6 protein-coding genes and 1 pseudogene are annotated in these 7,572 nt (G+C 72.7%); 6 read left to right on the forward strand and 1 reads right to left on the reverse strand.

What is annotated here, in order from left to right:
• The first annotated feature begins 127 nt into the window (after positions 1-127).
• The 5 genes from aroC (at position 128) to AB0N02_RS07780 (ending at position 4,218) form a co-directional block, all read left to right on the forward strand.
• Complete coding sequence (gene aroC, locus AB0N02_RS07760; RefSeq protein ID WP_363943774.1) at positions 128-1,306, forward strand: chorismate synthase; 1,179 nt, start codon at positions 128-130, stop codon at positions 1,304-1,306.
• 55 nt (positions 1,307-1,361) lie between these two features.
• Entirely contained in the window at positions 1,362-1,865 is a 504-nt protein-coding gene (locus AB0N02_RS07765; protein ID WP_363943775.1) for a shikimate kinase, read from the forward strand.
• On the forward strand, positions 1,862-2,938 hold the full coding sequence (aroB, locus tag AB0N02_RS07770) for a 3-dehydroquinate synthase (protein WP_363943777.1): 1,077 nt from the start codon (positions 1,862-1,864) through the stop codon (positions 2,936-2,938). The genes AB0N02_RS07765 and aroB overlap by 4 nt, the downstream gene beginning before the upstream one ends.
• Before the next feature lie 78 nt (positions 2,939-3,016).
• Positions 3,017-3,448 (forward strand): type II 3-dehydroquinate dehydratase, encoded by a 432-nt coding sequence (gene aroQ, locus AB0N02_RS07775; protein ID WP_363943778.1) that lies wholly within the window; start codon positions 3,017-3,019, stop codon positions 3,446-3,448.
• Complete coding sequence (locus AB0N02_RS07780) at positions 3,445-4,218, forward strand: SGNH/GDSL hydrolase family protein (protein WP_363943780.1); 774 nt, start codon at positions 3,445-3,447, stop codon at positions 4,216-4,218. Before aroQ ends, AB0N02_RS07780 begins: the two co-directional genes overlap by 4 nt.
• 137 nt (positions 4,219-4,355) lie before the next feature.
• On the opposite strand, the gene AB0N02_RS07785 is transcribed toward AB0N02_RS07780, so the two are convergent.
• Positions 4,356-6,338 (reverse strand): ATP-dependent DNA helicase, encoded by a 1,983-nt coding sequence (locus AB0N02_RS07785; protein WP_363944223.1) that lies wholly within the window; start codon positions 6,336-6,338, stop codon positions 4,356-4,358.
• 319 nt (positions 6,339-6,657) lie between these two features.
• Between AB0N02_RS07785 and AB0N02_RS07790 the strand changes: the two are divergent.
• Positions 6,658-7,572: pseudogene (locus AB0N02_RS07790) on the forward strand (hypothetical protein); the annotation flags it as partial.

Consider the following 7,572-nt stretch of genomic DNA (forward strand, 5'->3'; position numbering starts at 1 on the left):
GGAAGCGCCCGGGGAGCCGCCGTCCCCCGGCCGCCGTCCCCCGGAAGGCGGGGCGGGACACGCCGTGGGCGTCTCAGCCAGTGAGCTGCGGCCATTTCAGTGGGCGACACGTGGAAGACTTGTCACCATGTTGCGTTGGTTGACCGCCGGAGAGTCCCACGGCCCTGAGCTCGTCGCCATTCTTGAAGGCCTGCCCGCCGGGGTGGAGGTGACCACGGCCGACATCGACAGAGCACTGGCCAGGCGCCGCCTGGGCTACGGCCGCGGCGCCCGGATGAAGTTCGAGCAGGACGTGGTGGCCATCGTGGGCGGCGTACGGCACGGCCGCACGCTCGGCAGCCCCGTCGCCATCCGCGTGGGCAACACCGAGTGGCCCAAGTGGGAGACCGTCATGGCGGCCGACCCGGTCGATCCCGCCCTGCTGGAGGGCCAGGCCCGCAACGCGCCGCGCTCACGTCCCCGCCCCGGCCACGCCGACCTCGCGGGCATGCAGAAGTACGGCTTCGACGACGCCCGTCCGGTGCTCGACCGGGCCAGCGCCCGCGAGACCGCCGCGCGCGTGGCGCTCGGCCAGGTCGCCCGGAGTTTCCTCAAGCAGGCCCTCGGCGTCGACATCGTCAGCCACGTCGTCTCGATCGGCGGAGCCCAGACCACGGCGGGCGTCATTCCCGGCCCCGGCGACATGGACGCGGTCGACGCCGACCCGGTGCGCTGCGCCGACCCGGCGGGAAGCGCCGCGATGGTGGCCGAGATCGACAAGGCCCACAAGGACGGCGACACCCTCGGCGGCGTCGTCGAGGTGGTCGCCTACGGGCTGCCGCCGGGCCTGGGCAGCTACACCCACTGGGACCGTCGTCTCGACGCCCGCCTCGCCGCCGCCCTGATGGGCATCCAGGCGATCAAGGGGGTCGCCGTCGGCGACGGTTTCGAGACCGCGCGCCGTCCCGGCTCCCGGGCCCACGACGAGATCGAGAACACCGCCGAGGGCGTCCGCCGCATCACCAACCGGGCGGGTGGCGTCGAGGGCGGCATGACCAACGGCGAGCCGCTGCGCGTCAGCGCGGCGATGAAGCCGATCTCCACGGTGCCCCGGGCACTGGCCACCATCGACGTGCTGACCGGAGAGCCCGCCAAGGCCCACCACGAGCGCTCCGACGTGTGCGCGGTCCCGGCCGCCGCGATCGTCGCCGAGGCGATGGTCGCGCTGATCCTCGCCGACGCCGCGGTCGAGAAGTTCGGCGGAGACTCCGTCGAGGAGGTCGCCCGCAACCTGTCCGGCTACCTTTCGTCGATGGTGATCAAGTGAGCGGGCGGGCCGGATCCGCTTCCCGGGCCGTCGTCTCGCCCGCCGAGGAGGCACAGTGAGTCCCCGCGTAGTCCTGGTCGGCGCCCCCGGATCGGGCAAGTCGACCGTCGGCCGGTTGCTGGCCGAGCGGCTGCGGATCGGTTTCCGCGACACCGACGCCGACGTGGAGAGCACCGCGGGCAAGCCGGTCAGCGACATCTTCGTCGAGGACGGCGAGGAGCGCTTCAGGGCGCTGGAGGCGGAGGCCGTACGGCTGGCGCTGACCGAGCACGACGGCGTGCTGTCCCTCGGCGGCGGCGCGGTGCTGGCCGAGGCCACGCGCGAGCTGCTGGCCGGTCACCGGGTGGTCTACCTGGAGGTCGGCCTGTCGCAGGCGGTGCAGCGGGTCGGCCTGGCCTCGGCGCGGCCGCTGCTCGTGCTCAACCCGCGCAGCCAGCTGAAGAAGCTGATGGACGCCCGCCGTCCGATCTACGAGGGGCTGGCCGCGCTGACCGTGGCCACCGACGAGCGCGCTCCCGACGAGGTCGTGGAGGAGATCGTGAAGGGACTGGAGTCATGACGGCCTCCAGGATCAAGGTCGGCGGGGAGGCCCCCTACGACGTGGTGATCGGCGCCGGCGTGCTCGGCGAGCTCCCCGGCCTGCTCGGTCCCGCGGTCCGCACCGTCGCGGTGGTCCACCCGGCGAGCCTGCCGGAGATCGCCCGGCCGGTCTGCGGCGCGATCGAGGCGGCCGGATACCAGGTCGTCCCGCTGCCGGTGCCCGACGCCGAGCAGGCCAAGACGGTCGAGGTGGCCGCCGGGCTCTGGTCCGACTTCGGCCGCCACGGCGTCACGCGGTCCGACGCCGTGGTCGGCGTCGGCGGGGGAGCGACCACCGACCTGGCGGGCTTCGCCGCCGCCACCTGGCTGCGCGGCGTCAAGGTCGTGCAGGTGCCGACCACGCTGCTCGGCATGGTCGACGCCGCGGTCGGCGGCAAGACCGGGATCAACACCCCCGAGGGCAAGAACCTGGTCGGCTCCTTCCACCCCCCGGCGGGGGTCCTGTGCGATCTGGCCACGCTGGTCTCGGTGCCCCGCGACGACTACGTCGGCGGTCTCGCCGAGGTCATCAAGGGCGGGTTCATCGCCGACCCGGAGATCCTGACGCTCATCGAGGAAGACCCCGAGGGCGCCCGGCACCCCGAGGGACGGCACACCCGCGAGCTCATCGAGCGGAAGGTCCAGATCAAGGCCGACGTGGTCGGGGCCGACCTGCGCGAGGGCGGCCTGCGGGAGATCCTCAACTACGGCCACACCCTGGCCCACGCCATCGAGCGGGCCGAGGGCTACCGGATCCGGCACGGCGAGGCCGTCGCCGTCGGCATGGTCTACGCCGCGGAGCTGTCCCACCTGGACGGGCGGATCGACGCCGCCCTGGTGGAGCGCACCCGCTCCATCCTGACCTCGGTCGGGCTGCCCACGGCCTACCGCCGCGAGGCCTGGCCCGAGCTCCGCGACCACATGCGCCTGGACAAGAAGAGCCGGGGCGCCAAGCTGCGCTTCGTGGTCCTGGACGAGCTGGCGAAGGTGTCCCCGCTCGAGGACCCGCCGGAGGAACTGCTCGAAGCCGCGTACCGGAAGATCGCCCGATGAGGGCGGCGGCCGGGGGACGGATCAGGAACGCAGGCGCCGCCGGGAACGGGCGGCCGGTCGAGGACGGTGAGTGACCAGATGAGATCCGTGTACGTCCTCAACGGCCCCAACCTGGGGCGGCTCGGCACCAGGGAGCCCGACGTCTACGGCGCCGAGACCTTCGCCGACCTGGCGGCGCTCTGCCGTGACACCGGACGGGAGCTGGGCCTGTCCGTGGACGTCCGGCAGACCGACGACGAGGCCGAGATGATCGCCTGGTTGCACGAGGCGGCCGACGGCCGGATCCCGGTGGTGCTGAACCCCGCGGCGTTCACCCACTACTCCTACGCGCTGCGCGACGCCATCGCCCAGCGCACGGCGCCCCTGGTCGAGGTGCACATCTCCAACCCCGCCGCCCGCGAGGAGTTCCGGCACACCTCGGTGGTCGCGGCCGTGGCCAGCGGCACCATCGCGGGCTTCGGGCTGAGGTCCTACGTGCTCGCGCTGCGGGCCATCGCGGAGAGCGCGTGAGCCACCGCTCGTTCGTGGCCCTCGGCGACAGCTTCACCGAGGGCCTCAACGACCCCGGGCCCGGCGGCGCGGAGGGGCACTTCCGGGGCTGGGCCGACCGGGTCGCCGAACGGCTGGCCGCGCTCGATCCGGAGTTCCGCTACGCCAACCTCGCCGTGCGGGGCAAGCTCATCGACCAGATCGTCGAACAGCAGGTGCCGCGCGCCGTCGAGATGCGGCCCGACCTGGTCAGCCTCTGCGCCGGGGGCAACGACCTGCTCCGCCCCCGCAGCGATCCCGACCGGATGGCCAAGAAGCTGGCGGGGGCCGTACGGACGCTGCGGGCCACCGGGGCCGAGGTGCTGCTGTTCACCGGCGTCGACCCGCGCGACACCCCGATCATGCGCCGTGCCCGCGGTACGTTCGCGATCTTCTACATGCACGTGCGGTCCATCGCCGACCTGTACGGCTGCCGCCTGGTCGACCAGTGGTCGATGCAGGGACTGCGCGACTGGCGGGCCTGGAGCGACGACCGCCTGCACATGAACGAGGAGGGTCACCGGATGGTGGCCGCCAAGGTGTGCGACGTGCTCGGGATCGAGTGCGAGGACGACTGGCGCAGGGAGTGGGCGCCGCGTGAGCGGGCGGACCCGGGAGCCAGGCGCCGGGAGGACGCCCGGTGGGTCCGCGAGCACCTCGGCCCCTGGGTCGTCCGCCGCCTGCGCGGACGCTCCTCCGGCGACGGCCTCGACCCCAAGCGCCCCGACCTCGGCCTCTTCCCCGGCCTGTGACCCCCGGTCTCCTCTTCGCCCGGTGACCTCCGGGTTCCCCGACCGGCGTTTCAGGACCCCCGGTCCGTGACCTTCGCTCTCCCCGGCCGGGTGACTCCTGGTCTCCCCGGCCGGTGACCTTCGGCGCGTCCCGGGTTCTACGACCCCCCGAGGCGTCTGAGCGCCTCGCGGACCTTGGCCGGGTCGTTGGTCGGCCAGAAGGGCGGCAGGGAGTCGCGCAGGAAGCCGGCGTAGCGGGCGGTGGCGAGGCGGGGGTCCAGGACCGCGACCACTCCCTTGTCGTGCTGGCTGCGCAGCAGGCGGCCCGCCCCCTGGGCGAGCAGCAGGGCGGCGTGGGTCGCGGCGACCGACATGAAGCCGTTGCCGCCCTTGGCGGTGACGTGGCGCTGACGGGCGGAGCTCAGCGGGTCGTCCGGGCGGGGGAACGGGATGCGGTCGATGATGACCAGGCGCAGGGACGGCCCCGGCACGTCCACGCCCTGCCACAGGGACAGGGTGCCGAACAGGCAGGTCGGCTCGTCCTCGGCGAACTGCTTGACCAGCAGCATCGTGGAGTCGTCGCCCTGGCAGAGCAGCGGCACGCTGAGGCGCTCCCGCAGCGCCTCGGTGGCGGCCTTGGCGGCGCGCATGGAGGAGAACAGGCCGAGGGTCCGGCCTCCCGCGGCCTCGATCAGCTCGGTGATCTCCTCGAGGTATGCCTCGGGCAGGCCGTCACGGCCCGGCTGGGGCAGATGCTTGGCGATGTAGAGGATCCCGCTGCGCGGGTGGTCGAAGGGGGAGCCGACGTCCAGTCCGGTCCAGCCGGCCCGTTTGTCCGTTCCCTTCCCCGACCCGAGACCCCACTGGGCGGCGAGGCCGTCGAAGGCTCCGCCGAGGGCGAGCGTGGCGGAGGTGAGGACCACCGTACGGTCGCCGAAGAGCTTGTCGCGGAGCATGCCCGCCACGGTCAGCGGGGCGATCCGCAGCATGGGCGGGCGCCGGTCCGTGGCCGCCTCGAGCCAGACCACCTCGGCCCGGTCGACCTCCTCGGCGTGGCCGAACGCGTCCAGCATCCGCTGCGCGGTGTCGTGGACCTCGTCGAGGGCGGTGAAGGCCGCCTTGCGCAGCCCCGCGCTCTCCGGGTCGTCCTTGTCGCCGCCGGACTTGGGGCCCAGCGCGGTGATGCAGGCCCACGCCGCGTCGCGGACCAGGGCCAGCGTCATCCCGAGCACCTGGGGGAGCTCGTCGAGACGCCCGGCGGGCGCGACGGCGAGCAGGGCCTTGAGGTCCTCCCCGGCCTCCATGAGCCGGTCGGAGATCGCCTGCTCGATCAGCCGCCCGACCCGGCGCACCGTCAGCGAGACCATGCCCTCCGACAGCTCGCCGCTCGCCACCGAGGTGACCCGGTCGACCAGCTCGTGGGCCTCGTCGACCACGACCACCTCGTGCTCGGGCAGGAGGGGGATGTCCTCCATGGCGTCGATGGCCAGCAGCGCGTGGTTGGTGACGACGATGTCGGACTCGCCCGCGCGGGCGCGGGCCAGCTCGGCGAAGCACTCCATGCCGCTGGGGCAGCGGGTGGCGCCCAGGCACTCCCTGGCGCTCACCGAGAACTGCCGCCAGGCCTGCTCGTTGACGCCGGGGACGAGCTCGTCACGGTCGCCGGTCTCGGTCTCCTGGGCCCACTCCTGGATGCGCTGGACCATCCGCCCTGTGGCGTTCACCTCACGCGGGTCGAAGAGCTGGTCCTGCTCCTCCTCCGGCCATCCCGCGCTGGCCTTGTAGCGGCACAGGTAGTTGCGGCGGCCCTTGAGGATGGCGAACGTGGGCTGGTGCGGCAGCGACGGGGCGAGAGCCTCGGACAGCCGGGGCAGGTCGCGGTCGACGAGCTGGCGCTGCAGCGCGATGGTGGCGGTGGAGACGACCACGGCGCCCTTGGCCGTCATCGCGTGCCGGATCGAGGGGATCAGATAGGCCAGGGACTTGCCGGTGCCGGTGCCCGCCTGGACGGCGAGATGGTCGCCGGACCGGATCGACCGCTCGACCGCCCGCACCATCTCGATCTGACCGGGGCGCTCGACCCCGCCGACCGCCGTGACGGCGATGTCCAGCAACTCCTCGACCGGGGGCACGTCCACCAGGGCGGGCTCGGCGGAGGAGACTTCTTCAGCGGGAACGATGGAGTCGGTCGGCACGACAGCCAACCGTACCGGCTCCCCCCGACAACCGTGGCTGGCTGCGGGGAGTGACCTCACAGACGCATCCCGGTATTCCGGAACGTGAGGCTCACTCCACGTGGCAAACTTGACTGGATCATCCGGCTCGCCGACCTCGGAAGGTCAAAGAAGATCGTCCGTCCCGGTGTCACCGAGATGGAAGGTGGGGACGGAAAGAGCGGTTCGGTAGGGTTTCCCGGGGTTGAGTGGACTAATAAAGGCTGGTTAAAGCACTATGTCCTCCATGTCGGAAGTTGTCCCGTTGCCGTCGTTCGGCGAGGTGTTCTTTGACGAGCGTGGCCAGGAGCGGGTGCTCCGGGTCACATGGCACGAAGGCACGCTCGTGCTGAGCCTGTGGCGCGGTGAGATGTGCACCGCCAGTTTCCGCATGCCCATGGACGACGTCGGACGTCTGGTCGACACCCTCGACCAGGGTTTCGTCGAGGCCGGGGGGCAGTATCCCGACGAGGTCGGCGAGCCCGCCCACGCGGCCGACCATCCCGTCTACCAGGATCACGGGGACTTCCCCGGCACCGGGCAGTACGCCCGGCCGCGCCCCGAGGACTACGCGGGCACGCAGTACCCCGACCCGGCCGCCCAGGCCGTTCCCTCGCCGGAGGAGCCGCGTCCGGTCGCCGCCCTCAGTCCCACCGACGTGCTCGTCGCGCGGGGGACCGTCCCGCCCTTGGACCGGTCCCAGGACCGTACGGCCGTGTACGGGCAGGGCGACGTGGTGCCCCGCGAGAACATGATCGTCAACGACTCCCTGTCCTACGGTCAGCCGCAGCAGGCCGATCCGTTCGCGTCCTCGTCCGGGCACCGGCCTGATCCGTACGCCACGTCGCCGCAGGGGCAGCAGCCTGATCCGTACGGTGTGCCGCAGGGGCGGCAGCCGGACCCGTACGGGCAGCCGGACCCCTACGCGGTGCCCTCCCAGCAGCCCGACCCGTACGCCGTCTCCTCACAGCAGCCGGATCCCTACGCCGTCTCCTCCCAGCAGCCGGACCCCTACGGTCAGCCGCAGCAGGCCGATCCGTTCGCGTCCTCGTCCGGGCACCGGCCCGATCCGTACGCCACGTCGCCGCAGGGGCAGCAGCCTGATCCGTACGGTGTGCCGCAGGGGCGGCAGCCGGACCCGTACGGGCAGCCGGACCCCTAC

The organism is Streptosporangium sp. NPDC051022 (assembly GCF_040683035.1).
Taxonomy (GTDB): Bacteria; Actinomycetota; Actinomycetes; order Streptosporangiales; family Streptosporangiaceae; genus Streptosporangium.